This window comes from Pseudomonas sp. GW822-FHT04H02 (assembly GCF_058800645.1).
The window spans coordinates 152,324-176,766 of record NZ_JBXAMM010000010.1; the positions used below are offsets into that span (position 1 = coordinate 152,324).

The window sequence follows — 24,443 nt, forward strand, 5'->3', positions numbered from 1 at the left end:
CCTGCGGAGGCAGCACCATGAGCAGCAGTTCCCCCTGGCATGCCGGCGAGCGGCAGTTGCAGGCCCGGGCCGGAGTGGCCGAGCGCATGGAGGCCTTTGGCACCAAGGTGATCCGCCAGGCGATGCCGGATCAGCACCGGCAGTTCTACGGGCAGTTGCCGTTCATCCTGGTGGGCGCGGTGGATGCCCAGGGCAACCCCTGGGCGAGCATTCTCGAAGGCCCGCCCGGTTTCGCCCAGGCCCCCGAGGCGACCCGGCTGCGCCTGGGCAGCCTGCCGGCCGCCGACGACCCCGTGCAGTTGCAGGAAGGTGCGGCCCTGGGCTTGCTGGGCATTGAACTGCACACCCGGCGGCGCAACCGCCTCAATGGCCGGGTCAGTGCTGTGGACCGCCACGGCTTCAGCGTGACGGTGCAACAGGCGTTCGGCAATTGCCCGCAATACATCCAGCAGCGCGAGCTGCAGCAGGTGCCCTTGAGCGACCCCGCCAGCCGGCCGGCACAGTATCGCGACGGCCTGGATCCTGAGGCTCGGGCCCTGATCGGTGGCGCCGACACTTTCTTTGTCGCCAGCTACGTCGACCTGGACGGCCAGCGCTCGGTGGATGTGTCCCACCGTGGCGGCCAGGCCGGGTTCGTCCGGGTCGAGGGCAATTGCCTGACCATCCCGGATTTTGCCGGCAACCTGCACTTCAACACCCTGGGCAACCTGCTGCTCAACCCCCGGGCCGGCTTGTTGTTCATCGACTTTCCCAGCGGTGAGCTGCTGCAGCTCAGTGGCCGCACCGAAATCATCCACGACGGGCCGCTGGTCAAGGCTTTCCAGGGCGCCGAGCGGTTGTGGCGCTTTACCGTGGAGCGGCTGGTACGGCGCCCGGCGGCGCTGTCCCTGCGTTGGCAGTTGCAGGGTTTTTCCCCCAACAGCCTGCTGACCGGCAGTTGGCCGCAAGCCGAGGCTCGGCTGCGCGCCACGGCCCTGGGCCAGCAGTGGCGGCCATTGCGGGTGACCCGGATCGAGGACGAAAGCAGCAGCATTCGCTCCTTCTACCTGGAGCCGGCGGATGCAGCCGGCGCCCCGAGCTTTGTGCCCGGCCAGCACCTGCCCGTGCAGGTCGTGCTCGACGGCCAGCCGCTGATTCGCACCTACAGCCTGTCCAGCGCGCCTTCCGATGATTTTCTGCGTATCAGCGTCAAGCGCGAGGGCCAGGTTTCCCGCCACCTGCATCAGGCACTCAAGGTCGGCGACTTGCTGCAGGCCCGCGCCCCACAGGGGCGTTTCACTGCCGATGCGCTGTCGTCACAGCCACTGGTGCTGCTGGCGGCCGGGGTCGGCATCACACCGTTGCTGTCGATGCTGCGGGAGGTGCTGTACCAGGGCCTGCGCACCCGGCATACCCGGCCCACCTGGTTGATCCAGGGTTCGCGCACGCTTGCCGAGCAACCCTTTGCCAAGGAGCTACAAACCCTGCTGGCGCAGGCTGGGGATTCAGTGCGGCTGCTGCGCCTGCTCAGCCAGCCGGAAGCCGGGGCCCGGCCGGGTGCTGGCTTCGATCATTGCGGGCGCATCGATGTGCAACTGCTGCTGGCGCAACCGGACCTGGATCTTGACCGCGCAGACTTCGTGCTCTGCGGCCCCGGGGCCTTTACCCAGGGCCTGTACGACAGCCTGCGGGACCTGGATATCGACGACCGGCAGATCCATGCCGAAACCTTCGGCCCTTCGACCCTGCGCCGCCGGCCGGACCCCGAGGCCGTGCCCTTTGCCCAACCGCCTGCCGCCACCCGGGCCGTGGCGGTGCGGTTCCAGCAGGCCGGCCGGGAGCTGTCCTGGGAGCCGGCCAGCGGCAGCCTGCTGCAACTGGCGGAGAGTGCCGGCCTGCATCCGCCATTCAGTTGCCGTGGCGGCTCCTGCGGCACTTGCCAGACTCGGTTGATCAGCGGCCAGGTGAATTATCCACAGGTGCCTGCACAGTTACCGGATCCGGGGCAGGTACTGATCTGCTGCGCGGTGCCGGCGGCTGTGGATAACCTGGTGCCAGCGTTGGTGCTGGACCTGTAGAAGCGGGAAAAACTCCTTGCGGCGATTGCTGCCAACCGCGCTGCTGCGTAGGCTGGCGGCTGCTTTGTCGCAGTAGCTGCGGGTTGTAAGTGAGGGGGGAAGGCCCTGCGGTTCTTTTCGCTGCCTCGCGGGCCCGGCAGCGGCTACAGGCGATGTCGATCAGGTGTATGGCGCCCGGTATTCCGGGGCTTTTGCGTTAAAGGGAATCAACGATTCATGCTCCCCCGGTTTTTGCTCCGTCTTTGCGCCGTGCTGGTCTGCGGGCTGCTGCTCAATGCCTGTCGTCATGAAGAGGGGCCGCCGCTGGATCAGCAACTCTATATCTGGCAACGCCAGTGGACCCCGGCCCACGCCGACGCCCTGGCAGGCTCGCGGGCGGACTTTTCCACCGTCCGGGTGCTGGCCCTGCAGGCTTTTCCACAGGCCGGCTGGAGCCGGGCGCGGATCGACGCCGCCTTGCTCAAGCAAGACGGTCGCCCACTGATTGCGGTGGTGCGCCTGGATGGCCAACTGCCGTCCCTGAACCAGGACGACATCCTCCAGCAGGTGCAGCAACTGCTGGCCGACTGGCAAGGGCAGGGCCTGACCCTGGCCGGCCTGGAGATCGACCACGATGCCGGCAGCGCCCGGCTGCCGGCCTATGCCGGGCTCCTGCGGCGGCTGCGCGAGGTGCTGCCGCAGCAGCTGGCCCTGAGCATCACCGCGCTGCCCGCCTGGCTCGACAGCCGCGAGTTGCCCGGGCTGCTGGCTCAGGTCGACAGCAGCGTGCTCCAGGTACATGCGGTCAGCGACCCCCGGCGCGGGCTGTTCGACCCGCACCAGGCTGAACAATGGGCCAGGCGCTGGGCTGGGGTCAGCGACAAGCCGTTCTACCTGGCCCTGCCTGCCTACGGCGTGGCCTTGCTGCCCGGCACCGCCCAGGCTCCAGTGGTGGAAAGCGAGGCGCCCATTGCGCGCCGGGGCCAGCGCCGGGAACTGATGGCCGACCCCGAGCAACTGAGCCAACTGGCCAAGACCCTGCGCAATGATCCGCCGGCCCATCTGGCCGGGCTGATCTGGTTTCGCCTGCCGCTCAAGGGCGATGTCCGCGCCTGGAGCCTGGATACCCTGCGCGCGGTGGCCCGTGGAGACGTGCTGGACAGCCGCTTGGGCATCAGCCTGCAGGAGCAGGACGGTCTCTTCGATATCCGCTTGGACAACCCGGGCAATCTCGACCGCCCTTTGCCTGAACAACTGACCCTGGCCGTTGCCCAATGCGACGGATTCGACGGGCTGGGCGGTTATTCCGCCGAGCTGCGTGACGGCCAGCTGCTATTGACCCGCCAGCAGGCCGGCCGTCTGGCGGCGGGCGGCACCCGGGCCGTGGGCTGGGCCCGCTGTACAAAAATTGACCAAGGAGCTGCACATGTTCGTCCCTAGATCCCGCTACCTGCTGTGCCTGAGCCTGTGCCTGCCCTTGGCCCCGGCCCTGGCCTGCGGTCCGACCTTCCCCATGCGCCTGCTGGAGGATCGCCCGCAGACCCTGGCGCAGTTGCCGGAAGGCAGCTTCCAGTTCGAAGTGTCCCGCCTGGGCAAGCCCATCGTCGGGCTCAAGCCAGTGGTCAAGGATGCCTTCAGCCGCGATTACAACCTGCCTGACAGCTACGAGGTGCAGGCGCGCAACTGGGCGGAACAGCAAGGGCTGGACGACGCCCAGAAAGCCCTGGTCGGGCAGTTGCGCACGCTCAATGACGGGCGCGTGGCGGAGCAGCAAGGGGCCAGCCTGCCGCCGCAGATCAACCTCTACACCGCGGGCGCGGTGGCCTTCGGCGCCGGGGATCATGAGCTGGCGGCGGAGTATTTCCGCAAGGTGCTGGCGCTGCCCGCCGAGCAGCGGGCGCTGCGCAGTACCTGGGCCGCCTACTCCCTGGGCCGGGCCCTGCAAGCCATCAGTGAAGAAGCCAACGAGCTGGACGACCAGGGGCGCAGCGACACCTTGCTGGCGGCGCGCCAGGCCTTCGTCCAGACCCGCCAACTGAGCATCGACGGCTTCAGCGACCCCCTGGAGCTGGGCATCGCCAGCCTGGGAGAAGAGGCGCGCATTCTGAAGAACCAGAACCACTGGAGCGAGGCCATCGACCTGTATGCCAGCCAGAACCTGCTGGGGTCGGAGGTCGGCTACAGCTCGCTGAAGCAGGTGGTGGGCGAGTTGGGCGGCCTGTCGGACGCGCAATTGCTGGAGCAGCTCAAGCAGCCCTCGGTGGCGCGCTTGCTCACGGCTTCACTGGTTTCGCACCAGGGCTGGTCCTTCGGTGAAAAGCCGGAGGCCGAGCAAAAACTGATCAAGCTGCTGAGCCAGGGCACCGCCGGCACCTTCGACAACGCCGATCGCCTGGCGGCGCTGAATTACCAGAACGGCGATTTCGCCACCACCCGGTTGCTGCTCGAGCATGCCGGCGACGGTGGCCTGGCCTGGTGGCTGCGGGCCAAGCTGGCCGTGCGCGACGGCGACAAGGCTGCGGCCGCAGCCGCTTACGCCAAGGCCGCCGCGGCTTTCCCCCGGGACGAGAGCTGGGGCTTTCGCGGCGACTACGACGGCAACTATGAAGACCTCAAGCCGGGCTGCCGGGTAGAAGGCGAAAGCGCCTTGCTGGCCCTGGACCGTGGCGACTATGTGCAGGCGTTCGAGCTGCTCTACCGCAGTGGCGACATTTACTGGCACGACGCGGCAACCGTGGCTGAGCGAGTGCTGACCCTGGATGAACTCAAGCATTTCGTCGACGCCCAGGTTCCGGCGCCGCCGCTCGTCCCCCAGCAGCCCGATGCCTACTACGAGAGCCTGCCGATTGCCGCCCAGGTACGCGAACTGCTGGGCCGGCGGCTGTTGCGCGAGGGCCGCTACGAAGAGGGCTGGGGCTACTTCTACACCCCCGAGCGCCAGGCGATCGCCAAGGCCTACGGCGAGTACCGGCGCAGCGCCGAGTCGGCCTGGCTGCCAACCCGGCGAGCCGAGGCCTATTACCAGGCGGGCAAGCTGGCACGGGCGTCGGGGATGGAGATCCTCGGCTACGAGATGGGGCCGGACTACCACAGCCTGTGGGGCAGCTACAGCCTGGAAATCCCGCCGGTACAGGCTGGCCCGCTGATCAGCGCCGACGAAGTGCAGCGCCAGCAGGCCACCACTGCCGAACCCGATGTGCGCTACCACTATCGCTACGTGGCCGGCGAGCTGGGCAACCAGGCGGCGGACTTCCTGCCCCACACCAGCCAGGCCTATGCCGCGGTGCTGTGCAAGGCGGCGCGCTGGACCCGGGGCAGCGATGCCGAGATCGAGTACTACCGGCGCTATGTGCAGAACGGTCCCTTTGTGGAGTGGGCCGGCAACTTCGGCATGAACTGTGAGGAACCGGACTTCGGCAGCGCCAACAAGCGCTACCTGACCCAGTGGCTGGACGCATCCCGTTCTGCGGTGGCCGAGCACAGGCTGGCTGCCGGCGCCGGTGCCGGCGTGCTGCTGTTGGGGGCGGCCTACCTGTTCCGACGCCGCCGCGCGGTGTCCTCGCACAAGGCGACATAAAGGCGTGCCCAGGATCCTGTAGCCGCTGCCGCAGGCTGGGTACGAGCTGGGCGGCACTCCGACGCAGCGGTCGCGGCGATCTCTGGGGCGAACATTTTGACGGGGATCGCCAGGCAAGGTCCTGCGGACCTTCGCGCAGTTTCGCCGAGGCTCGGCAGCGGCTACAGGTGCCGTCAGGCCTGCTGGACGAACGTCAGGCGCAGGGCGAAGCCGATCAGCAGGCTGCCGAACAGCCATTGCTGCACTCGTTGCGCCGACGGGCTGCGCTGCATCCAGCGGCCCAGCCCGGCACCGGCCAGGGCGTAGCAGCAGTCGAACAGGCCGCCCACGGCCACCAGCAGCACCCCCAGGGTCATGAATTGCGGGACCACCGCACCGGCCTGGGGATCGACGAACTGCGGCAGCAGTACCGAACAGAACAGCAATGCCTTGGGGTTCAGCAGGTTGGTCAACAGGCCGCGCTGGATCGCCTCGCGCCAGCGCAGGGGCGTGGCTGCGGCGGTGCCGGGCTCAAGGTTGGGCAACAGGTTCGCCCGCAGGCACTGGATACCAATCCACAGCAGGTAGGCGGCGCCCGCCAGGCGTACCAGGTCGAAGGTCCAGGGCGCGGCCTTGAACAGCGCCGCCAGGCCCAGCGCGGCCAGGGCCACATGGCAGCCGCGGGACAGGGCCAGGCCCAGCGCGGTGGCCAGAGCCTGGGCCCTGCCCTGGCGGGCGCCGGTTTGCAGCAGCAGGATCATGTCGGGGCCGGGCAGCAGGTAGACCACCGCCAGAGCCAGGAAATACATCCACAGTTGCGCCACCTTGCACCCCCTTCGTTGTCGAGTCGGTGCGCCCAGTTTAGGGCCACAGGGCAGGGCAGGTGCTTGCGTAATCAACCAACGGGAAAGCTGAAATTGGCATAATGTTCCACGAATGAACGGAATCACCATCTGGATATGCCAAACATGAAACTTGATGCCTATGACCGCAAGATCCTCGCCGCGCTGCAGCGCGATGGTCGCCTGAGCAACGTGCAGCTGGCCGAAGAGATCGGCCTGTCGCCGTCACCCTGTCTGCGTCGGGTGCGCATGCTGGAAGAGGCCGGGGTGATCCGTGGCTACCAGGCCACCCTGGACCGCGACGAGGTGGGCCTGGGGCTGACCGTGTTCGTCGGGGTCAAGGTGGAGCGACACAACGATGCCGAGGCCGAAGCCTTCCGCCAGGCGGTATTGCAGTTGCCGGAGGTGATCTCGGCGTTCCTGGTATCGGGTGAATCGGATTTCCTGCTGCAAGTGGTGGTCCCGGACCTGCGTGGGTATGACCGCTTTCTGACCGGCCACTTGCTGAAGATCCCCGGGGTCAGCGACATCCGCAGCAACTTCGCGATTCACACGGTGAAAACCCCGGGGCCCCTGCCATTGGGGCATCTACCGGGCTGAAGGGGTCAGGTCCACCAGTAGCGCACCAGGTGGAAGAAGATCGGCGCGGCAAAGCACACCGAATCCAGGCGATCGAGCATGCCGCCGTGGCCCTCGATCATGTGCCCCCAGTCCTTGACCCCGCGGTCGCGCTTGATCGCCGACATGACGATGCCGCCGGCAAAGCCCAGCAGGTTGATCAGCAGGGCGATGAGGAATGACTGCCAGACATTGAACGGGGTGATCCAGAACAGCGCCCCGCCGATCATCGAAGCCAGCAGGATGCCGCCGACAAAGCCTTCCACGGTCTTGGACGGCGACAGGTTGGGGGCGATCTTGCGCTTGCCGAAGAGTTTTCCACAGACGTACTGCAGCACGTCCGAGAGCTGCACCACGATCACCAGGTAAGCGATCAGCAGCAGGTTGCGGCCTTCATAGCCGGCGATGTCCAGGGTCAGCAGGGCGGGCACGAAGGACACGCAGAACACCGCGATCATCAGCCCCCACTGGACCTTGGAGGCACGCTCCAGGAAGTGCGTGCTGTCGCCACCGAGCGACGCGAGGATCGGCAGCAGCAGGAACACGTAGACCGGAATGAAGATCGAGAACAGCCCGTACCAGTCGGAGTAGATCAGCAGGTATTGCAGGGGCAGGGCCAGGTAGAAGGCCGCCACCAGGGCCGGGTAGTCGCTGCGCCGGGTCGGGGTCAGGGTGAGGAATTCCCGCAGGGCATAGAACGAAACCGCATAGAACAGCAGGATCACCGCCGCGGTGCCGAGCCAGAAGGCGATACCGATCACCAGCACCATCACCCACCAGGCATTGATCCGCGCATTGAGGTTGTCGATCACCGGGTTGGGCGCGCCACGGGTGCGCCACTGGAGGATGAAACCGATCAGCGAGGCCAGCACCAGAATGGCGCCGATGCCGCCGAATAACATCAGGGTCTGCTTATCCATCTCAGGTGTGCTCCGGGGCCAGGGCCAGCAGCGCGGCGCGGCTGCGTTCGAGGAAGTGTTCCTTGGTTTCGTCTTCTTCCAGGGTCAGGGGGGCGCCGAAACTGGTGGTGCACAGCAGCGGCAGGGGCAGGAAGCGGCCCTTGGGCATGACCCGGTTGAGGTTGGCGATCCACACCGGAATCACCTCAACCTGTGGATAACGCTTGGCCAGGTGGTAGATCCCGCTCTTGAACGGCAGCAGGCCGTCTTCGGGGTTGCGCGTGCCTTCCGGAAAGATGATCAGCGAGTCGCCGTTCTCCAGGGCATCGATCATGGGTTGCAGGGGGTTGTTATCCACAGCCTCCTTGCGCTCGCGGTCGATCAGCACGCCGTTGAACACCCGATTGATGATGTAGCGGCGCAGGTTGCTTTTCTGCCAGTAGTCGGCGCCGGCCACGGGCCGCGTCAGTTTGCGCAGGGCCGGCGGCAGGGAGGCCCAGAGCAGTACGAAGTCGCCGTGGCTGCTGTGGTTGGCGAAGTAGATCCGCTGCACCGCGCGCGGTGCCGAGCCCAGCCACAGGCTGCGGGCGCCGGTGATGCTGCGGGCGGCGGAGGTGATGAGATTGGCGACCAGAGGTTCGAACATGGGCATTCCTTATCCGGCAAAGGTCAGCCAGGGGCTGACCAGGATCACGCTCAGTATCACCAGCACTTGTGCTGCCAGCAGTAATGCCTGGCGGCGCAGCAGGCCCAGGGCCCCGCGGCTGCGTTGGTCCCAGGGCCGGCCGCCGCGCTGCGCGGGTTGCAGGCCGAGGGCGCTCAGGGCCTGGTCCAGGGCCTGGGTACTGTGTTCCAGGGTAGTTGGGGCGTCGGCCACGCGTTGAAACAGGTCGGCGTCGAAGGCTACCCGCAGCGCCAGGTACTTTTCCACAACCCCCAGCAGCACCAGGGCCAGGCTGACCAGCAGCCCGCCCAGGGTGACGCTGGTCAGCAGGTACTGGCCCAGGCCATACAGCGCGCCGAGCAGGGTCAGGCCTGTGGATAACTGATCCAGGGCGCGGCCCCGGCGCAGCAGGCTGGCCACGCTGTAGAGCTGCATTTCAGTGGACATGGGCCGTTCTCCCGGCGCTGCTCAGGGCTTGCAGCGCCTGGCGGTGGGCGGGGTGCAGGACGATCTGCGGGCGGGCCCGCTGGATCTGCACGATGGCGGCATCCACCGTGGCTGCGCGGCCGCTGTGCAGCAGCCAGGCGGCAATCGCCGTGGCGCTGCGCGAATAACCCAGGGCGCAGCACACCAGCAGCGGCCCTTGCTGGCGCAGGCGTTCGATGGCGTGGGCGGCGGCCAGGCACTGCTCGGCACTGGGGGCGCACAGGTCCAGCACCGGCAGGCTCTGGTAGGCCCGCAGCCCGCGGCTGTCCAGGGACAGCTCGGCGCACAGGTCGAGCACGGCGTCGAACGGGCTGTCCTTGAGCTCGGCCGGTGTCGGCAGGCGCCCGAGCCAGACGTTATCCACAACCGGGTCCGGCTGTGGATGTTTTCTTGTCCACAGCCGCGAGTTGATCCAGGCCGCCGCCAGGTAAGGCGCCAGCAACCAGCGTGCAGCGGGGCTGAGGCTGCCGTCCTGGCGCTTCTGGAAACCCTCGGCACCCAGCAGGGCGTAGTTCAGGGCCACCAGCAACAGCGCCATGCCGGGCCAGATCAGCCACAGCGCGGCGCCGCCCCAGGCAAAGGCTGCCCCGGCGAACAGCGCCGCACCCAGGCCATAGCGCAGGGCCAGCTGGCGGCGCTTCGGGTCCTGGGCCGCACGGGCACTGAACAATGGGCTGGGACGGTCCAGCGGCCATAGCCAGACACACAGCCAGCCGGCCAGGGCGCCTGTGGGTACATCGATGAAGTGGTGTTGATAAGTACTCAGCACCGAGACCCCGATCAGCGCGAACCAGCCATGCACCAGCCAGCGCCAGAAGCCCTGGGTATGCCGTGCGTAGCAGACCCAGAGCACCACCAGCAGGGCGATGTGCAGCGACGGCGCCTGGTTGAAGGGCTTGTCGAAGCCGGCCAGCACCGCGAACAGCCAGCCGAAAACCCCGTCCAGTTCCGGCCGGGAGAAGGTAAAGCTCAATGGCCAGATCAGGAAGCAACTGACCGCGATCACCTGGGCGGTGAGCAGGCGCAGGGCGTGGCGCTTGAGCTCGTCACGGCTGCGCGGCAACAACAGGGAGAAGCCGTAGAGCAGGTCGATGGACCAGTAGGGCACGATGGTCCAGGCCCAGAACGGCATGTGCCGTTCCCAGTCGAAGACCATGCTGCCGACGTCGTCGCGCTGGGCGGTGACCCAGGTGGCGAAGCCGTAGGTGCTGAAGAACAGCGGTGCCAGCAACAGCAGCCAGAGCACCGCGGGTTTCAGCAGGCCCGGCTCCCGGGCCGGCAAGGCGCCTGCGGCCATCATTGCACCCGTTGCGCCAGGGATACGCTGAAAATCCCCCATTCATCCACACGCATGGTGACCTTGCGAAAGCCGGCGGCCTCCACCAGTTGGTCCATCTCCGCCTGGGTGCGGCGGCGCATGACCCAGGCCTGGCCTTCGCGGTGGCTGGTCAGGGCGCGGGCGATCAGTTCCAGCTGCGGGTGCCACGGCTGGCCGGTGTACACCAGGTAGCCGCCGGGCTCCACGGCACTGGCCAGGCCCGCCAGGGAGCCGCCGACCATCTGGTTGTCGGCGAACAGCTCATAGAGCCCGGAGACCACCGCCAGGGTGGGTTTCGGGTCCAGGGCTGCGAGGTCCTCGCGGTCGAAGGCGTTGCCTTTGACGAAGCGGGCGATGTCCCCCAGGCCTTTCTCCTGGATCAGCGCACTGCCGTCGCGCACGTTGATATCGCTGTAGTCGCGCAGCAGGATCGACTCCGGCAGCGGGCTGACCCCTTGCAGGGCTTCGAGGATGTAGCGGCCGTGGCCGGCGGCGATATCGACGATGCGCACTTCGCTGTTTTGCTCACGGAGTTTTTCCATGGCCAGGCGCAGCAGTTCTTCCACATGCAGCTTGCGCTGGCGGATGCCGCGCCAGCCGATGGAGTTCAGGTAGTTCTGGTCGATCATCCGGCCCAGTGCGGAATGCCCGGTGGGGCGGTTGCGGTAGACGTAGTCCAGGGTGCTGCCGGAGTCGAAACCGGTGTCGAAGCCCAGCTTGACCCCCGCCGACAGCTGGCTGCCCAGGCGCATGCTGGCACGGGTGGCGCGCCAGTACAGGTCGCGCAGGGAATTGTGCGGCAGCGGCGCGGCCAGGGCTTCGGACTCGGCGCAGGTAACGCCCAGGCGGTCGGCGTCCAGCAGGGCAGGGCGGTTCAGCGGGCGCTCGAAATTCTGCAGGATGAAGCGACGGATGCTGGCCATGGCCGGCGCCCGGTTCTTTTCCCCCAGGGTGTCGTGGAAGAAGCCCGGGAGGATGTGCTTTTCCTTGTGCAGGCTGCCCAGGCGCTCGAAGAACTGCTCCTGGGGCTTGCGATGCACCACGAAGTCGGAGCCGGAGATCAGCAACTGGGTCGGCACCTGGATCGCCTGGGCGTCGGCTACCACCCGGTCTGCCGCTTCATACAGGCCCAGCAGTACATTCACCGAGATCGCCTTGGTGATCAGCGGGTCGCTGTCATAGCTGCGGACCCGCTCCGGGTCGTGGCTCAGGAAGCGCGCCTTGACGTAGCTGTTGACGAAGAAGTTGCCACGAAAGCGCCGCATCAGGGCCAGGCCGGGCCGGGCGAAGGGCACGTACAGCTTGACCTTGAACGCCGGCGAGGCCAGCACCAGGGAGCGGATGCGCGGCGCGTAGTCGTGGACCCAGGTGGACGCGATCACCGCGCCCACGCTCTGGGCCACCACGGCGATGTTTTCCTCGGCAATCCCGTGGGCGCTGCCCAGGTGATCACAGAAGGTCTGCACGTCGCGCACGCTGGTAGCGAAGCTCGGGCTGTCGCCACGGGCGCCCGGCGACTGGCCATGGCCACGGGCATCCCAGGCGAAGAAATCGAACTGGGGCAGGTTCAGCTCTTCCACCAGGTGGGCAATGCGCCCGGAGTGTTCGTGACCGCGGTGGAACAGCATCACCGCTTGCCGCGGTTCGCCAGGGGCCACTTCAGTGGCTGGCCAGTGGCGGTAGAACAGTTCGACACCGTCATGGGTTCGGAACGTCTGGTGTTGAGCGTCGCGCATAGCCATTTCCTTATGCAGAGGGAGCATTGTGCTGAACTTCTTTGAGGCCCTGGCGGACCCGATTGATCAGGGTGTAGACCAGCAGTGCGGCGACCAGTGCCAGCACGCCGTTTATCCACAGGGCGCTGAGCCAGCCCAGGGCGATGCCGGTGGCCAGCACGCCGAGGATGAAGGCGCGGTCGCTCTTGCCCATGGGCCCGTCGTAGCGCCGCGAGGCCCCGACCATGGGCCCGAGCACCCCGGCGTATTCACTGAACAGCGCCAGCAGGGTCACGGCCAGCACCAGCAGCAGGCTGGCCCCGGGCAACAGGGCGAAAGGCAGGATCAGGGCGCTGTCGGCGACCACGTCGCAGAGTTCGTTGAGGTAGGCCCCCAGGCGCGATTGCTGGCCGAATTCCCGCGCCAGCATGCCGTCGATGGCATTGAGCGCCATGCGCAGGATCATCCACAGGGGAATCAGGGCGAACAGCCAGGCATGGCCGGGGAACAGGGCGATGACGGTGCCGACCAGGACCGAGATGACGGCGGCCAGGACAGTGATCTGGTTGGCCGTGGTGCCGTTGTCGTACAGGCGCTGCACCAACGGCCGCAGCAGGTTCTGAAAGCGCGGTTTGAGCTGGTAAATCGAGAGCATGATGGGACGGTTCCTTGTCGCACGCGGTGAGCAGGGCTGGATTATTGCCTTAAATGCCAGGGGGCTGACATCAGAAGTTTTGTCATGAGCAAACAGCTGTCTCTGTGTCTACGACGTACGCAATAGATGAAAAGGCATGGCGCGGGACAAAAATTTCACTCGGCTCGTTATATAGTAACGAATTGTTTCGAATTTCTTCGGCCCGTGGGTTTATCCACAGGGCCGGACCAGAGCGGCGGGGTGGTATGCAAGTCGATCTTGAGACGCAAGGTGGCGAGGTGGCTGCCTTGCCACGGTTTCAGCAGGCGGCGTCCCATGCGGCGCGTTTGCAGCGCTGGGGCGCCGCTTTGCTGGGCCTGGCGGTGCTGGGGCTGGTGGCGGCGGTGTTTGTCGATCTGTTTGCGGCGCTGACCATCTGGCCGGCACTGCTGGTGAACCTTTCGTGTGCCTTGCTGGTGGTGGTGGCCGGGCTGCAATCGGCGTGCTGGGTCAGCCGCTGGCGCGAAGAGGTCATCACCCCGGCGCCGGTTGTCACGCCCGAGGCCGTGGAGGATCGGCAGCCACAGGGCCGGCTGGCGGCTGCCCTGACCCTGCGCGGGCGGCGCCTGTTGCAGCAGATCGGCGCGCCTACCCTGTGGCTTGGTGGCTGGTCGCTGCTGATCCTGTATAGCGTGGTGCAGGTGTTCAACCTGTCGTTGCCCGCCACCGCCCTGGGCCTGAGTGCCAGCGTGGTGGCGGTCCTGGCTCTGCTGCTGGCGTTTGCCCTGCTGGTGCTGGAACGCCAACTGGCCCAGGAGCACCCAGGGGAATGGCCGGAAGCCGGCGCCCTGGCGCAGCTGCTGCGGGTGGCGATTATCTGTTTGCTGGTGAGCGCCCTGTGCCTGTTGTTCAGCAGCGACACGGCCTTGTGGCCAGTACGGCTGGCGGTGCTGACGGGGCTGCTGCCGGCATTGGTGGCCGGCGAGTTGTTGTTGCGCGCGGTGCTGTCGCTGTTCAGCCCACAGCGCGAACAGCTGGAGCCACGGCTTCTGGCCCACAGTTTTGTTGCCGACATGCTGCGTTGGCCGCCCCAACCCCTGCTCAGCCTGCAGCATGAATTGCACAACCGTTTTGGCATCGATCTGCGGCAGATCTGGGCCTTCGCCTATATGCGCCGGGCCTTTGTACCGGTATTGCTGGTGGTGTTGGCGGTAGGTTGGCTGTTGACCGGCGTTCATGAACTTTCCATGCAAAATCGCGGTATTTACGAGCGTTTCGGCAAGCCGGTACAGGTCTTTGGCCCGGGCCTGCATCTGGGCCTGCCCTGGCCCCTGGGGCGGGTACTGACGGTGGAAAACGGCGTGGTCCATGAGTTGGCCACCAGCGTGGGCGAAAACTCGCAGCCGCTTCAAGCGGCCCCCGCCGAAGGCCCGGCCCCCGCCATTGCCAACCGCCTGTGGGATGCCAGCCACGTGAATGACAAATCCCAGGTGATCGCCAGCGGCAATGCCCAGCAACAGAGCTTTCAGATCGTCAACATGGACGTGCGCTTCGTCTACCGCATCGGCCTGGGCGACGCTGCGGCGCTGGCCGCCACTTACAACAGCAGCGATGTGCCGACGCTGATCCGCAGCACCGCCAGCCGCGTGCTGGTGCACGACTTTGCCTCGCGCACCCTCGATGGCCTGCTGGGGCAGGACCGCACCGGGCTGGCCGATGACATCGGCAGGGCCGTGCAGGGCGATCTGGACCGGCTCGACAGCGGGGTAGAGATTCTTGCCACGGTAGTCGAGGCCATCCATCCACCGGCTGGCGCGGCCAATGCCTACCACGGTGTGCAAGCGGCGCAGATTGGCGCCCAGGCGCTGATTTCCCGGGAACGTGGAGCGGCTGCCGAGCAGACCAACCAGGCGCAGTTGCAAGCCAGCGTGGCCCGCGACCAGGCCCAGGCCGATGCGCGCGAAGTGCAGGCGGCGGCCCAGGCTGCCGACCTGCGCTTTGCCGCCGAACAGAAAGCCTTCGCCAGTGCGGGGCAGGCCTTCGTTCTCGAGCAGTACCTGAGCCAGCTGAGCCAGGGCCTGAGCCAGGCCAAGCTGCTGATTCTTGATCATCGTCTGGGGGGGGACAGCGCGCCGACCCTCGACCTGCGTACGTTCACCTTGCCGGCCGACCCTTCGGCGCCGCGTAAAGCCGCTCAGCCAGGAGCCGTCCATTGAGCCAGTCCTCCCATTCCCACGATCACGCCGGCCACGACCACGGGCACGGCCATCACCACCATCACGGGCATCACCACCATCATCATGGGGCGCCGGCCGAGGCCGGGCCTTTCCCCTGGCGGCGCATGGGCTGGGCCGTGCTACTGGTGCTGTTTGCCGTGGCCGCGGCGAGCCTGGTGCAAGTGCGCTCCGGTGAGGCCACGGTGATCACCCGCTTCGGCAACCCGGCGCGGGTGCTGCTGGAGCCGGGCCTGAACTGGCGCTGGCCGGCACCCTTTGAAGCGGCGATCCCGGTGGACCTGCGCCTGCGCACCACGTCCAGTGGCTTGCAGGATGTGGGCACCCGCGACGGTTTGCGGATTATCGTCCAGGCCTACGTGGCCTGGCGGGTCCAGGGCGACGCGGACAATGTGCAGCGTTTCATGCGGGCGGTGCAGAACCAGCCGGACGAAGCGGCGCGGCAGATCCGCACCTTTGTCGGTTCGGCCCTGGAAACCACCGCCAGCAGCTTCGATCTGGCCAACCTGGTGAACACCGATGCCAGCCAGGTGCGCATCGCTGATTTCGAAGCGCAACTGCGCAAGCAGATCGAACAGCAATTGCTTTCCACTTACGGAGTGCGAGTGGTGCAGGTGGGAGTGGAGCGTCTGACCCTGCCCTCGGTGACCCTGACCGCCACCGTGGACCGCATGCGCGCCGAGCGTGAAACCATCGCCACGGAACGCACCGCCATCGGCAAGCGCGAAGCGGCGCAAATCCGCTCTGGCGCCGAACGCGATGCGCGGATCGTCCAGGCCGATGCCACGGTGAAGGCCGCGGATATCGAGGCGCAATCCCGGCTTGAAGCGGCGCAGATTTATGGCCGCGCCTACGCCAGTTCCCCGCAGCTGTACAACTTGCTGCGCTCACTGGACACCCTGGGTACTGTGGTGACTCCGGGCACCAAGTTGATCCTGCGCACCGACGCGGCGCCTTTCCGGGTGCTGGTGGATGGCCCGCCAAACCTGCCGGGCAAAGCCGCTGGTTCGCAACCATGAATAAGGTTCCACGTGGAACAAATGAGTTGAGCAGCCCGTGGATCCAGGCCGGGCGTCTGGCATTCATCGCCTTGTACGGGGTGACAGTACTGGCGGCGCTGGCCTGGGCCTTCTCCAATGTGCGGCAGATAGACCCGCAGAACCGGGCCATGGTCTTGCACTTTGGCAAATTGGAAAGGGTGCAGAGTGCCGGATTGCTCTTGGCCTGGCCCCAGCCTTTTGAGCAGGTGGTGCTGCTGCCCGCCGCCGACCGGGTACTGGAGCGGCGGGTGGAGGGTTTGCTGCGTTCCGAGGCGGCTCTGGAAGGGGACCGGGTTGCCACCCTGGCCACGCCTTTGAACGACACCCTGGCCGGGTCCGGTTACCTGCTGACTGGCGATGCCGGTGTGGTACAGCTGGACGTGCGGGTGTTCTACAAGGTCAGCGATCCCTACGCCTATGTGCTCCAGGCTGACCACGTGCTGCCGGCCCTGGATCGGCTGGTGACCCGCAGTGCCGTGGCCCTGACCGCCGCCCGTGACCTGGACACCATCCTGGTGGCGCGCCCGGAACTGATCGGCAGCGACAACCAGGCCGCCGAGCGTCGTGAGCGGCTGCGGGGCGATCTGCTGCAAAGCATCAACCAGCGCCTGGCGCAGTTGACCACCAGCGGCCAGGGCATTGGCGTCGAGGCAACGCGGGTGGATGTGCAATCGAGCCTGCCCGGCCCGGCGGTCAGCGCCTTCAACGCGGTGCTCACTGCCAGCCAGCAAGCCGACAAGGCGGTCGCCAACGCCCGCACCGAAGCGGAAAAACTGACCCAGGGCGCCAACCAGCAGGCGGACCGCAGCCTGCAAGTGGCCCATGCCCAGGCCAGCGAACGGCTGGCCCTGGCCCGGGCCCAGACTGCCACGGTGCAGAGCCTGGCCCAGGCGCAGCGCAACGGCACCGACCCGGAAATGCTGCTGCGTATCTACCGTGAACGCCTGCCGAAGATTCTCGGGCAGGCCGGTTCGGTGACCACGGTCAATCCCAAAGACGATTCACGCCTGATCATTCAGGGAGCCGAACAATGACTGCCACCACCCATGCCGCGCCCCCCGCCAGCATGCTGACCTCGGCCGAGCAACGCAGCGCCGCCCGCCAGTTGACCCTGGCCATGCTCGCCCTGGGGCTTCTGGCCCTTGGCCTGGTCTGGCGCTGGCTGGCCCCAGGGCAGGTGGGCGTCAGCCAGTTGCTGTTGGGTGTCGCCTCGCTGCTGGTGGCGGTGCCGGTAATGCGCTCGGCCTGGTTCAGCCTGCGTTACCCGAGCCTGCACGGCATTACCGACCAACTGATCGCCCTGGCGATGCTCGGCGCCTGGGCCACTGGCGACCTGCTGACCGCGGCCCTGTTGCCGATCATCATGATCTTCGGCCACGTACTGGAAGAGCGCAGCGTGATCGGCTCCCAGGAAGCCATCGACGCCCTGGGCCGCTTGACCCGCAGCCTGGCGCGACAGGTACGGGCCGATGGCAGCGTCGTGGAAGTGGACAACGCCAGCCTCAAGGCCGGCGACCTGGTGGAAGTACGCGCCGGCGATCGGGTGCCCGCCGATGGTCTGGTGGTGTCCGGCCAGGCGAGCCTGGATACCGCGCCGATCACTGGCGAATCGGTCCCCCTGGAAGCGGTTCAGGGCATGCAGATATTTGGCGGCGCAATCAATCTCGATGGGCTGTTGCGTGTGCAGGTCACCCGTACCGGCGAGGAGTCGACCTTGGGCAAGGTGATTGCCCTGATGCAAAGCGCCGAGCGCGCCAAGCCGCCCATCACCCGTTTGCTGGAGCGCTATGCCGGCAGTTACATGGTGCTGGTGTTGCTGTTGGCGGCGGTGACCTGGTTCATCACCAACGATGCCCAAGCCATGCTCGCGGTGCTGGTGGCGGCCTGTCCCTGCGCGTTGGTGCTGTCGGCGCCGGCCACCGCCATCGCCGGGATCGCTGTGGCCGCGCGCCACGGCATCCTGATTCGCAGTTCGGCCTTTCTCGAGGAGCTGGCGGACCTGACCTCCCTGGTCGTGGACAAGACCGGCACCCTGACGTACGGCAGCTTGCGTTTGCAGGCCATCGACAGCCCCCGGGAAGACCAGCGAAGCCTGCTCACTCTGGCCGCCAGCCTCGGCTCGGCCAGCAGCCACCCGGTCAGCCGGGCCCTGGCAGGGCTGGTGCCCCAGGAAGAGCAATGGCCACTGGGGGACATTCATGAACGCCAGGGCCTTGGGGTGGTGGCCCGTACCGAGGAGGGCGAAGCGGCCCTTGGCCGCCCGGAGCTGTTCCGCCAGTTGGGTATCGACACCAGCCCGGTGCCGGGGCACGACGGGCCGATTGCCGGCCTGGCGCTTGATGGCGAATTTCTCGGTTGGCTGTTGCTGGCCGACAGCGTCAAACCCGAGGCCCGGCATGCCCTGGGCGAGTTGCGCGAACTGGGGTTGGGCCGGCAGTTGCTGCTCACCGGTGACCGCCAGAGTGTGGCCGACAGCCTGGCACTGGAAGTGGGAATCGCCGACGTCGAGGCCCAGGCCCTGCCGCAAGACAAGCTTGAGCGGGTACTGGAGGAGATCGACAAGGGCTTCCGGCCGATGGTGGTCGGCGACGGCATCAACGACTCCCTGGCTCTCAAGGCCGGGGTGGTGGGGGTGGCCATGGGCGCCGGTGGTGCGGACATCGCCCTGGCTTCGGCGGATGTGGTGCTGATCGGCAGCGACCTGCGACGCCTGGGCACCTGCGTGCGCCTGAGCCGTGAATGCCGGCGGACCTTGCAGGTCAACGTGATCATCGGCCTGGGCTGGACCCTGGCCATCGTCGCCTTTGCCGCGTTCGGCTGGCTGGGGGCGGCGGGGGCGATGATCGCTGCGGTGCTGCACAACCTGAGCACCTTGCTGGTGCTGGGCAATGCCGGGCGCCTGCTGCGTTTCCAGGAGCCGCTGTTGAAGCTGTAGACGCCGCCGCGCAGTTTTTTTCATCCCGGCTGTAACGCCGGGATGCTTCCTCTCTCTAGTGCTATGACGGGATTGCACAAGCACCCGCCGATCCCCTGCGACTATTGAGGAAACAAAAATGAACATGAAGAAAACCGCCGCCGGCGCTGCCCTGGCTTTTGCTGCCGCCACTCTGTTTGCCGGTGTCGTGACTCAAGCGTCTGCTGCCGATGCCCAGGTGCACTGCTACGGCGTCAACGCCTGCAAAGGGCAGAACGACTGCAAGACCAAGGACCACGCCTGCAAGGGCATGGGCGCCTGCAAAGGCCAGGGCTTCAAGGCCATGACCCAGGCCGCGTGTGACAAAGCAGGCGGCAAAGTCGGCGAGTAAGCGGCGTTCGAGTGCTGCCGCAGTGGGGTTGGCAACCACTGCGGCCACTTGGCAAGGAGTTGGCGATGTCTGAATTTTCTTCCAGCCTGGGCTATGGCCTGGGTTTGCGCAGTGCCTACTACCAGCAGATTCTCGACGAGGCGCCCAACGTCGACTGGTTTGAAGTGGTGTCCGAGAACTTCATGGTGCAGGGCGGCAAGGCGCTGTATTACCTGGATGCGATTGCCGAGCGCTACCCCATCGTGATGCACGGGGTGTCGCTGTCCATCGGCGGCCCCCATGCCCTGGACCGGGATTACCTGCTGCGGCTCAGGCAACTGGCCAGCCGGGCAAACCCGGCGTGGATCTCCGATCACCTGTGCTGGAGCCGGGGCAACGCCCATCAACTGCACGACCTGCTGCCGCTGCCCTACACCGAGGAGAGCCTGCACTACGTGGCAGGGCGAGTGCGTCAGGTGCAGGACATTCTGGAGCGCCCCCTGGTGCTGGAGAACGTCTCCAGTTATGTGCGGGCGGCGGCCGACGAGTTCAGCGAGTGGGAGTTTCTCGCCGCCTTGAGCCAGCTCAGCGGCTGCGAACTGCTGCTGGATGTGAACAACGTCTACGTCAGTTCGCGCAACCATGGTTTCGATCCCTGGCACTTCATCCAGGCGCTGCCGGCGCAGCGCGTGCGGCAACTGCATCTGGCCGGGCATCAGGATTATGGCGACTACGTGATCGACACCCACGACCACCCGGTCTGCGATCCCGTCTGGGCGCTGTATCAACGCACCCTTGAACACCTGGGGCCGGTGGCCACCCTGCTGGAGCGCGACGATCATTTTCCGCCCCTGGAAGAGCTGCTCAGCGAACTGCACAAGGCCCGAGATCTCGGGCAACAGACCCTGGCCGGGAGGCAGCAATGCGCCTGAACGACTGGCAACTGGCTTTTGAAGCCTATCTGTTGGGTGAACAGGCCCAGGCCCGCGCCGTCCTGCAAGACAGCCTGATCGGTGGCCCGACCCTGGATGTCGAGACCGGCCTGGCGATCTATCACAACGCCTACATGGCCCGGTTGCAGGAGGTCATGGGCAGCGACTTCCCGGCCATCCGGCACTGGTTGGGGGATGCAGAATTCCAGGCCCTGACGCAGGCCTACATTCGCCAGTGCCCGTCCCGGCATTTCAGCCTGCGCTGGCTGGGGCAGGGCTTTGCCGAATTCATCCAGGGCCATCTGGTGCCGGAGCAGGGCGCCCCCCTGGCGGAACTGGCGCGCCTGGAGTGGGCCTTCACCCTGGCCTTCGACGCAGCCGAAGCCCAAGTGCTGACGGTGGCGGCCATGGCCGGGCTGGATGTCGAGCAATGGCCGCAGCTGCAACTGCGCCTGGCGCCCTGTGTGCAATGGCTCGACTACCGCTACAACAGCGTGGCCCAGTGGCGCGCGGTCAAGGAGCAGGCGGATTTCCCCCGCAGTGCTTTACTCGATCAGCAGCAGCTGTGCCTGGTCTGGCGAGCGGACCGGGTCTGCCGTTATCGCAGCCTGCCAGCCGAAGAGGCCACAGCACTGCGGGGCATGATCGAGCAACGGTGGAATTTTGCGGAACTCTGCGCCGGGCTGGCCGTCACTTATGCCGAGGGGGCCCCGCTGCAGGCGGTTACCTGGTTGAAACAGTGGGTCGAAGATGGCCTGGTGATGCGCAGCGAATCATAGAAAACCACTATCAAATCGATAGCCTGCTATTTTCTAGGATGGTCTACCCTCATTTCAGACGTCTGAAACAAGGGGGGATTTTCCATGCTCGCGCAACTTCCACCGGCCTTACAGAATCTGCATTTGCCTTTACGCCTGCGGCTCTGGGACGGCCATGAATTCAATCTGGGGCCGGAGCCCAACGTCACGATCGTGGTCAAGGACCCGCAATTGGTGGCGCAGCTGACTCACCCTAGCCTGGACGCCTTGGGGGGCGCCTTTGTCGAGGGCAAACTGGAACTGGAAGGTTCCATCAGCGAAGTCATCCGGGTCTGCGACGAACTGAGCCAGGCCTTGCTCGACGATGACGACGGCAACCAGCCGGTGCGCTCGCTGCACGACAAGGCGACCGACGCTGCCGCGATTTCCTATCACTACGACCTTTCCAACGCCTTCTACCAACTGTGGCTCGACAGCGACATGGCCTATTCCTGCGCCTATTTCGAGACCGGAAGCGAGTCTCTGGAACAGGCCCAGCAAGCCAAATTCCGCCACCTGTGCCGCAAGCTGCGCCTGCAACCGGGGGACTACCTGCTGGATGTCGGGTGCGGCTGGGGCGGGCTGGCCCGCTACGCCGCCCGTGAGTTCGGCGCCAAGGTGTTCGGCATCACCTTGAGCAAGGAACAGTTGGCCCTGGCCCGCGAGCGAGTGACCGCCGAAGGCCTGGACGACCTGGTGGACCTGCAACTGCTGGATTACCGCGACCTGCCCCAGGATGGCCGCTTCGACAAGGTGGTCAGTGTCGGCATGTTCGAGCACGTCGGCCACGCCAACTTGCCGGAGTACTGCCAGACCCTGTTCAGGGCCGTGCGCGAGGGCGGGTTGGTGATGAACCACGGCATCACCGCCAAGCACACCGACGGCCGCCCGGTGGGCCGCGGGGCCGGGGACTTCATCGAGCGCTATGTGTTTCCCAATGGCGAGCTGCCGCACCTGGCAATGATCTCGGCGTTCATCAGCGAGGCGGGGCTGGAAATTGTCGATGTCGAGAGCCTGCGCATGCATTACGCGCGGACACTGGATCACTGGAGCGAACGCCTGGAAGACAATCTGGAAGCCGCCGCCAGGCAGGTTCCGGAGCAGGCGCTAAGGATCTGGCGGCTGTACCTGGCGGGCTGCGCCTATGCCTTTGCCAAGGGCTGGATCAACCTGCACCAGATCCTTGCGGTCAAGCCCCATGCCGATGGCAGCCATGAACTGCCCTGGACCCGGGATGACCTCTATCATCCATAAGCCTGGCCCTTAAAGGATCGGAGAAATCAGCCGCGCGACCCGCATGCCCAGTTGTTGCAGGCGGTGGGTCTGGCGGCTTTCTTCCTTGGCGATTTCCCGGGCCTTGGCGAAGTCGGCTTCCAGCATGTGTTCCACTTCGGTGGCGAAGTCGTCGTCCACCGTCAGCAGCATCACTTCGAAATTCAGGCGGAACGAACGGTTGTCCAGGTTGGCGCTGCCAATGGCGCTGATTTCGTTGTCGATCAGCACCACCTTCTGGTGCAGGAACCCCGGCTGATAGCGGAATACCCGCACCCCGGCGCGCACCGCTTCGAAAGCGTACAGGCTGGAGGCGGCATAGACGATGCGGTGGTCCGGGCGGGCGGGCAGCAGGATGCGCACATCCACGTCCCGCAGCACCGCCAGGCGCAGGGCAGCGAACACCGCCTCATCGGGAATGAAGTACGGGCTGGTGATCCACACCCGCTCGGTGGCCGCGTGGATGGCCTCGACAAAGAACAGCGAGCAGGTTTCGTAGGCATCGGCCGGGCCGCTGGCCAGCAGTTGGCAGAGCACGCCGTCGTCCGGGTAGGTGTCCGGGAGGATCAGCGGCGGCAGTTCCCGGGCGGCCCAGAACCAGTCTTCGGCAAAGGACTCCTGCAGGCAGGCCACCACCGGGCCGCTGACCTGCACGTGGGTATCACGCCAGGGCGCCAGGGGCGGCTTCTTGCCCAGGTATTCGTCGCCGACGTTATGCCCGCCGACGAACCCCAGCATGCCGTCCACCACCACGATCTTGCGGTGATTGCGGAAGTTCACCTGGAAGCGGTTGAGCCAGCCACTGCGGGTGGCGAAGGCGTGCACCTGGACCCCGGCGTCGCGCAGGGTCTGTACGTAGCTGGCGGGCAGGGAGTGGCTGCCGATGCGGTCGTAGAGCAGGTGGATCGACACACCCTCGGCGGCCTTTTCCAGCAGCAGGCGTTGCAGGCGCCGGCCCAGGTCATCGTCGTGGATGATGAAGAACTGGATCAGCACCGCCTTGTGGGAGCGGCGGATGGCGTTGAAGATCGCTTCGAAGGTGGCGTCGCCGTTGACCAGCAGGCGTACCTGATTGTTGGCCAGGCACGGCATGCGCCCCAGCTTGGGCATGGCCCGCAGCGAGGCGTAGGCCTTGGAGGCGCGGGCGGTGAGGGCTTCTTCCACCCAGGGACGCCAGTTCAGCTCATTGATGGCCTTGTGCATTTCCACGTTGGCCTGACGCCGGGCCTGGATGTAGGCGTCGAAGGTACTGCGACCAAACACCAGGTAGGGAATCAGGGTCAGGTAGGGCATGAACAGCAGCGACAGGGCCCAGGCGATGGCGCCCTGGGCGGTCCTGACGGTGAGTACCGCGTGGATCGCGGCGATCAACCCGAGAAAATGCAGCAGTGCGATGAGATAGCCGAAGATGTGCGGGCCAAAATAATCCATGGGGCAGCCTTGCTCCTGAAGATTCAATGCCTAACAGACCATGTTCCACGGTGAATGTCGCTATTTTATTCTGCATGCAACACCGTGCCCCGGCTGAAGTCTAACGGCCACTATTGTCTAGGAGTCATTCGATGAAACTTCGTTTACTGGGTTGGGCCTTGGCGGCGGGGTTGGTGCTTCCGGTGGTGGCGCAGGCGCAGATGCTGCAGCCGGGGTTGTGGGAGCTGACCAGCAGCAACATGAAGATCGACGACCAGAACATGCCGGACCTGTCGCTGATTCTCGGCCAGTTGCAGCAGCAGATGACCCCGCAACAGCGGGCGATGCTGGAGAAACAGGGTGTGACCATGGGCGGCAAGGGGATTCGGGTGTGCCTGACACCGGCCCAGGTGCAGTCGGACACCATCCCGCTGCAGGACCCGCAGTCGGGTTGCCAGCAGCAGGTGACCGAACGCAGTGGCAATCAATGGAAGTTCCGCTTCAGTTGCCCCAAGGCCCAGGGCAATGGAGTGGCCACGTTCATCAGCGATCGTGAGTTCACCACCAACGTGGCCGGCACCTTCAACGCCACCGGCCTGCAGCAGAAGGGCAGCATGGACACCCGCGCCGTGTGGCTGGGCCAGGACTGCGGCACGGTCAAACCTCGCGCCTCCTGACTTTTGGCTGACGCTGACGCTGACGCTGC

21 protein-coding genes are annotated in these 24,443 nt (G+C 66.1%); 13 read left to right on the top strand and 8 right to left on the bottom strand.

The features are described 5' to 3' along the window. Positions 1-17: 17 nt before the first annotated feature. The 3 genes from AC1RMG_RS31640 (at position 18) to AC1RMG_RS31650 (ending at position 5,613) form a co-directional block, all read left to right on the top strand. The gene (locus AC1RMG_RS31640; RefSeq protein WP_065364984.1) at positions 18-2,057 is read left to right on the top strand and encodes a 2Fe-2S iron-sulfur cluster-binding protein; all 2,040 of its coding nucleotides are present in this window, start codon (positions 18-20) and stop codon (positions 2,055-2,057) included. 216 nt (positions 2,058-2,273) lie between these two features. After that, the gene (locus AC1RMG_RS31645) at positions 2,274-3,476 is read left to right on the top strand and encodes a DUF3142 domain-containing protein (protein ID WP_145713505.1); all 1,203 of its coding nucleotides are present in this window, start codon (positions 2,274-2,276) and stop codon (positions 3,474-3,476) included. Beyond that, complete coding sequence (locus tag AC1RMG_RS31650) at positions 3,463-5,613, top strand: hypothetical protein (protein WP_019093395.1); 2,151 nt, start codon at positions 3,463-3,465, stop codon at positions 5,611-5,613. The genes AC1RMG_RS31645 and AC1RMG_RS31650 overlap by 14 nt, the downstream gene beginning before the upstream one ends. A gap of 173 nt (positions 5,614-5,786) precedes the next feature. Here the strand turns inward: AC1RMG_RS31650 and AC1RMG_RS31655 are convergent, their stop codons facing one another. Then, positions 5,787-6,401: a LysE family translocator gene (locus AC1RMG_RS31655; RefSeq protein WP_370505724.1), complete on the bottom strand. Its 615-nt coding sequence runs from the start codon at positions 6,399-6,401 to the stop codon at positions 5,787-5,789. Positions 6,402-6,560: 159 nt separating this feature from the next. Between AC1RMG_RS31655 and AC1RMG_RS31660 the strand changes: the two genes are divergently transcribed. Further along, a complete protein-coding gene (locus AC1RMG_RS31660; RefSeq protein ID WP_011064366.1) occupies positions 6,561-7,034 on the top strand; it encodes an Lrp/AsnC family transcriptional regulator in 474 nt (157 codons plus the stop codon). A 5-nt stretch (positions 7,035-7,039) separates the two neighbouring features. Here AC1RMG_RS31660 and AC1RMG_RS31665 read toward each other — a convergent pair whose 3' ends face one another. From AC1RMG_RS31665 to AC1RMG_RS31690, 6 genes are read right to left on the bottom strand one after another with little or no spacing between them, the layout of a single operon-like run. Continuing rightward, on the bottom strand, positions 7,040-7,972 hold the full coding sequence (locus AC1RMG_RS31665; protein WP_011064365.1) for a phosphatidate cytidylyltransferase: 933 nt from the start codon (positions 7,970-7,972) through the stop codon (positions 7,040-7,042). Between the two features lies 1 nt (position 7,973). Continuing rightward, a complete protein-coding gene (locus AC1RMG_RS31670; RefSeq protein ID WP_368995770.1) occupies positions 7,974-8,597 on the bottom strand; it encodes a lysophospholipid acyltransferase family protein in 624 nt (207 codons plus the stop codon). A gap of 9 nt (positions 8,598-8,606) precedes the next feature. Next, positions 8,607-9,062, bottom strand: a complete 456-nt coding sequence (locus AC1RMG_RS31675) for a hypothetical protein (protein ID WP_161466460.1) — start codon at positions 9,060-9,062, stop codon at positions 8,607-8,609. After that, complete coding sequence (locus AC1RMG_RS31680; protein ID WP_493171012.1) at positions 9,052-10,398, bottom strand: phosphatase PAP2/dual specificity phosphatase family protein; 1,347 nt, start codon at positions 10,396-10,398, stop codon at positions 9,052-9,054. The genes AC1RMG_RS31675 and AC1RMG_RS31680 overlap by 11 nt, the downstream gene beginning before the upstream one ends. Then, positions 10,398-12,155, bottom strand: coding sequence for a bifunctional alpha/beta hydrolase/class I SAM-dependent methyltransferase (locus AC1RMG_RS31685; protein WP_011064361.1), 1,758 nt, complete (start codon positions 12,153-12,155; stop codon positions 10,398-10,400). The genes AC1RMG_RS31680 and AC1RMG_RS31685 overlap by 1 nt, the downstream gene beginning before the upstream one ends. Before the next feature lie 10 nt (positions 12,156-12,165). Then, on the bottom strand, positions 12,166-12,789 hold the full coding sequence (locus tag AC1RMG_RS31690; protein ID WP_011064360.1) for a CDP-alcohol phosphatidyltransferase family protein: 624 nt from the start codon (positions 12,787-12,789) through the stop codon (positions 12,166-12,168). 245 nt (positions 12,790-13,034) lie between these two features. Between AC1RMG_RS31690 and hflK (AC1RMG_RS31695) the strand changes: the two genes are divergently transcribed. From hflK (AC1RMG_RS31695) to cfaB, 8 genes are all read left to right on the top strand, one after another. Continuing rightward, a complete protein-coding gene (gene hflK, locus AC1RMG_RS31695; RefSeq protein WP_493171014.1) occupies positions 13,035-14,984 on the top strand; it encodes a protease modulator HflK in 1,950 nt (649 codons plus the stop codon). Beyond that, the gene (hflC, locus tag AC1RMG_RS31700) at positions 14,981-16,021 is read left to right on the top strand and encodes a protease modulator HflC (RefSeq protein WP_401155215.1); all 1,041 of its coding nucleotides are present in this window, start codon (positions 14,981-14,983) and stop codon (positions 16,019-16,021) included. Before hflK (AC1RMG_RS31695) ends, hflC begins: the two co-directional genes overlap by 4 nt. Continuing rightward, on the top strand, positions 16,018-17,076 hold the full coding sequence (hflK, locus tag AC1RMG_RS31705; protein WP_283990496.1) for a protease modulator HflK: 1,059 nt from the start codon (positions 16,018-16,020) through the stop codon (positions 17,074-17,076). Before hflC ends, hflK (AC1RMG_RS31705) begins: the two co-directional genes overlap by 4 nt. Beyond that, positions 17,073-18,977, top strand: coding sequence for a cation-translocating P-type ATPase (locus AC1RMG_RS31710; RefSeq protein ID WP_123431141.1), 1,905 nt, complete (start codon positions 17,073-17,075; stop codon positions 18,975-18,977). Before hflK (AC1RMG_RS31705) ends, AC1RMG_RS31710 begins: the two co-directional genes overlap by 4 nt. 118 nt (positions 18,978-19,095) lie before the next feature. Next, the gene (bufA2, locus tag AC1RMG_RS31715) at positions 19,096-19,347 is read left to right on the top strand and encodes a BufA2 family periplasmic bufferin-type metallophore (RefSeq protein ID WP_011064355.1); all 252 of its coding nucleotides are present in this window, start codon (positions 19,096-19,098) and stop codon (positions 19,345-19,347) included. A gap of 65 nt (positions 19,348-19,412) precedes the next feature. After that, entirely contained in the window at positions 19,413-20,258 is an 846-nt protein-coding gene (bufB, locus tag AC1RMG_RS31720; RefSeq protein ID WP_125062489.1) for an MNIO family bufferin maturase, read from the top strand. After that, positions 20,249-21,037, top strand: a complete 789-nt coding sequence (locus AC1RMG_RS31725; RefSeq protein ID WP_493171017.1) for an HvfC/BufC family peptide modification chaperone — start codon at positions 20,249-20,251, stop codon at positions 21,035-21,037. The genes bufB and AC1RMG_RS31725 overlap by 10 nt, the downstream gene beginning before the upstream one ends. Positions 21,038-21,121: 84 nt before the next feature. Then, positions 21,122-22,309, top strand: a complete 1,188-nt coding sequence (gene cfaB, locus AC1RMG_RS31730) for a C17 cyclopropane fatty acid synthase CfaB (protein ID WP_011064352.1) — start codon at positions 21,122-21,124, stop codon at positions 22,307-22,309. Positions 22,310-22,318: 9 nt separating this feature from the next. On the opposite strand, the gene cls is transcribed toward cfaB, so the two are convergent. Next, positions 22,319-23,758: a cardiolipin synthase gene (gene cls / locus AC1RMG_RS31735; protein WP_011064351.1), complete on the bottom strand. Its 1,440-nt coding sequence runs from the start codon at positions 23,756-23,758 to the stop codon at positions 22,319-22,321. A 131-nt stretch (positions 23,759-23,889) separates the two neighbouring features. On the opposite strand from cls, the gene AC1RMG_RS31740 reads away from it, so the two are divergent. Beyond that, positions 23,890-24,414 (top strand): DUF3617 domain-containing protein, encoded by a 525-nt coding sequence (locus tag AC1RMG_RS31740; RefSeq protein WP_210457835.1) that lies wholly within the window; start codon positions 23,890-23,892, stop codon positions 24,412-24,414. Positions 24,415-24,443: the final 29 nt, after the last annotated feature.

What these genes read in the sequence shown, in the direction of transcription:
- bufB (WP_125062489.1), top strand. Translation starts at nt 19,413, where the DNA reads ATGTCTGAATTTTCTTCCAGCCTGGGCTATGGCCTGGGTTTGCGCAGT.
- AC1RMG_RS31640 (WP_065364984.1), top strand. Translation starts at nt 18, where the DNA reads ATGAGCAGCAGTTCCCCCTGGCATGCCGGCGAGCGGCAGTTGCAGGCC.
- AC1RMG_RS31670 (WP_368995770.1), bottom strand. Translation starts at nt 8,597, where the DNA reads ATGTTCGAACCTCTGGTCGCCAATCTCATCACCTCCGCCGCCCGCAGC.
- AC1RMG_RS31690 (WP_011064360.1), bottom strand. Translation starts at nt 12,789, where the DNA reads ATGCTCTCGATTTACCAGCTCAAACCGCGCTTTCAGAACCTGCTGCGG.
- bufA2 (WP_011064355.1), top strand. Translation starts at nt 19,096, where the DNA reads ATGAACATGAAGAAAACCGCCGCCGGCGCTGCCCTGGCTTTTGCTGCC.
- cls (WP_011064351.1), bottom strand. Translation starts at nt 23,758, where the DNA reads ATGGATTATTTTGGCCCGCACATCTTCGGCTATCTCATCGCACTGCTG.
- AC1RMG_RS31740 (WP_210457835.1), top strand. Translation starts at nt 23,890, where the DNA reads ATGAAACTTCGTTTACTGGGTTGGGCCTTGGCGGCGGGGTTGGTGCTT.
- AC1RMG_RS31665 (WP_011064365.1), bottom strand. Translation starts at nt 7,972, where the DNA reads ATGGATAAGCAGACCCTGATGTTATTCGGCGGCATCGGCGCCATTCTG.
- AC1RMG_RS31655 (WP_370505724.1), bottom strand. Translation starts at nt 6,401, where the DNA reads ATGTATTTCCTGGCTCTGGCGGTGGTCTACCTGCTGCCCGGCCCCGAC.
- AC1RMG_RS31675 (WP_161466460.1), bottom strand. Translation starts at nt 9,062, where the DNA reads ATGTCCACTGAAATGCAGCTCTACAGCGTGGCCAGCCTGCTGCGCCGG.
- AC1RMG_RS31685 (WP_011064361.1), bottom strand. Translation starts at nt 12,155, where the DNA reads ATGCGCGACGCTCAACACCAGACGTTCCGAACCCATGACGGTGTCGAA.
- AC1RMG_RS31660 (WP_011064366.1), top strand. Translation starts at nt 6,561, where the DNA reads ATGAAACTTGATGCCTATGACCGCAAGATCCTCGCCGCGCTGCAGCGC.
- AC1RMG_RS31650 (WP_019093395.1), top strand. Translation starts at nt 3,463, where the DNA reads ATGTTCGTCCCTAGATCCCGCTACCTGCTGTGCCTGAGCCTGTGCCTG.
- cfaB (WP_011064352.1), top strand. Translation starts at nt 21,122, where the DNA reads ATGCTCGCGCAACTTCCACCGGCCTTACAGAATCTGCATTTGCCTTTA.
- AC1RMG_RS31725 (WP_493171017.1), top strand. Translation starts at nt 20,249, where the DNA reads ATGCGCCTGAACGACTGGCAACTGGCTTTTGAAGCCTATCTGTTGGGT.
- AC1RMG_RS31645 (WP_145713505.1), top strand. Translation starts at nt 2,274, where the DNA reads ATGCTCCCCCGGTTTTTGCTCCGTCTTTGCGCCGTGCTGGTCTGCGGG.
- AC1RMG_RS31710 (WP_123431141.1), top strand. Translation starts at nt 17,073, where the DNA reads ATGACTGCCACCACCCATGCCGCGCCCCCCGCCAGCATGCTGACCTCG.
- AC1RMG_RS31680 (WP_493171012.1), bottom strand. Translation starts at nt 10,398, where the DNA reads ATGGCCGCAGGCGCCTTGCCGGCCCGGGAGCCGGGCCTGCTGAAACCC.
- hflK (WP_493171014.1), top strand. Translation starts at nt 13,035, where the DNA reads ATGCAAGTCGATCTTGAGACGCAAGGTGGCGAGGTGGCTGCCTTGCCA.
- hflK (WP_283990496.1), top strand. Translation starts at nt 16,018, where the DNA reads ATGAATAAGGTTCCACGTGGAACAAATGAGTTGAGCAGCCCGTGGATC.